The organism is Bifidobacterium boum, from assembly GCF_000741535.1.
In the GTDB taxonomy this organism is placed as follows: Bacteria; Actinomycetota; Actinomycetes; order Actinomycetales; family Bifidobacteriaceae; genus Bifidobacterium; species Bifidobacterium boum.
The window spans coordinates 1-1,995 of sequence record NZ_JGYQ01000004.1 but is presented as its reverse complement, the minus strand read 5'-3'; the positions used below and the strand labels follow the sequence as shown (position 1 = coordinate 1,995).

The 1,995-nt window shown below is 60.3% G+C and carries 1 rRNA gene; it reads right to left on the bottom strand.

Features of this window, described 5'->3' with window-relative positions:
• Window positions 1-93: 93 nt before the first annotated feature.
• Window positions 94-1,623 (bottom strand): 16S ribosomal RNA (locus BBOU_RS01000).
• Window positions 1,624-1,995 lie beyond the last annotated feature (372 nt).

The following is a 1,995-nucleotide window of genomic DNA, read 5'->3' as shown; positions in this document are numbered from 1 at the left end:
GGGCGCAACGACCGTTCCACGCCAGCACGCCCGGCACACGCAGGGACGACCCCCGCGACACCATGCCAGGCACCAAAATGATATTCTCCGTAGAAAGGAGGTGATCCAGCCGCACCTTCCGGTACGGCTACCTTGTTACGACTTAGTCCCAATCACGAGCCTCACCTTAGACGGCTCCCCCCCGCGAACGGGTCAGGCCACCGGCTTCGGGTGCTGCCCACTTTCATGACTTGACGGGCGGTGTGTACAAGGCCCGGGAACGCATTCACCGCGGCGTTGCTGATCCGCGATTACTAGCGACTCCGCCTTCACGGAGCCGGGTTGCAGGCTCCGATCCGAACTGAGACCGGTTTTCAGGGATCCGCTCCATGTCACCATGTCGCATCCCGCTGTACCGGCCATTGTAGCATGCGTGAAGCCCTGGACGTAAGGGGCATGATGATCTGACGTCATCCCCACCTTCCTCCGGGTTAACCCCGGCGGTCCCCCGTGAGTTCCCGCCATGACGCGCTGGCAACACGGGGCGAGGGTTGCGCTCGTTGCGGGACTTGACCCAACATCTCACGACACGAGCTGACGACGACCATGCACCACCTGTGAACCCGCCCCGAAGGGAAGCGACGTCTCCGCCGCCGTCGGGAACATGTCAAGCCCAGGTAAGGTTCTTCGCGTTGCATCGAATTAATCCGCATGCTCCGCCGCTTGTGCGGGCCCCCGTCAATTTCTTTGAGTTTTAGCCTTGCGGCCGTACTCCCCAGGCGGGATGCTTAACGCGTTGGCTCCGACACGGGACCCGTGGAAGGGCCCCACATCCAGCATCCACCGTTTACGGCGTGGACTACCAGGGTATCTAATCCTGTTCGCTCCCCACGCTTTCGCTCCTCAGCGTCAGTAACGGCCCAGAGACCTGCCTTCGCCATTGGTGTTCTTCCCGATATCTACACATTCCACCGTTACACCGGGAATTCCAGTCTCCCCTACCGCACTCCAGCCCGCCCGTACCCGACGCGGATCCACCGTTAAGCGATGGACTTTCACACCGGACGCGACGAACCGCCTACGAGCCCTTTACGCCCAATAATTCCGGATAACGCTCGCACCCTACGTATTACCGCGGCTGCTGGCACGTAGTTAGCCGGTGCTTATTCGAAAGGTACACTCACCCCGAAGGGCTTGCTCCCAAACAAAAGCGGTTTACAACCCGAAGGCCTCCATCCCGCACGCGGCGTCGCTGCATCAGGCTTGCGCCCATTGTGCAATATTCCCCACTGCTGCCTCCCGTAGGAGTCTGGGCCGTATCTCAGTCCCAATGTGGCCGGTCGCCCTCTCAGGCCGGCTACCCGTCAACGCCTTGGTGGGCCCTCACCCCGCCAACAAGCTGATAGGACGCGACCCCATCCCATGCCACGAAAGCTTTCCCCACACCCCATGCGGGGCGCGGGAGCATCCGGCATTACCACCCGTTTCCAGGAGCTATTCCGGAGCATGGGGCAGGTTGGTCACGCATTACTCACCCGTTCGCCACTCTCACCCGCAAGCAAAGCCCGCAGGATCCCGTTCGACTTGCATGTGTTAAGCACGCCGCCAGCGTTCATCCTGAGCCAGAATCGAACCCTCCACAAAAAAACAATGCGGAAAGCCAAAAACAGACTCTCACAAAATAATTGACGGTCGCCTAATAAGGAAAGGCGACTCGCACGAAAACCCCGACCCCCATCAACCGCCCTCGCGGACTCCCCCGCAGGACAATCAAAACACCCCACACGGAAGCGGGGACCGGACTGGCAATCATTGACTATAAAAGAAGTAGTACAGACACGCTCTTGAGTTCTCAAACCACCACCACACACCCGACAAAACCAAACCCCCCGAAGGAAGCCGGCCGGCGAGCGGCAGCAAGAGAACAACATACACCACCACCCACACCCACGCAACCCCACCACCACCAAACACCCCACAAACCCCCGGAAAACCAACCAAACACCGGCGTGTCGA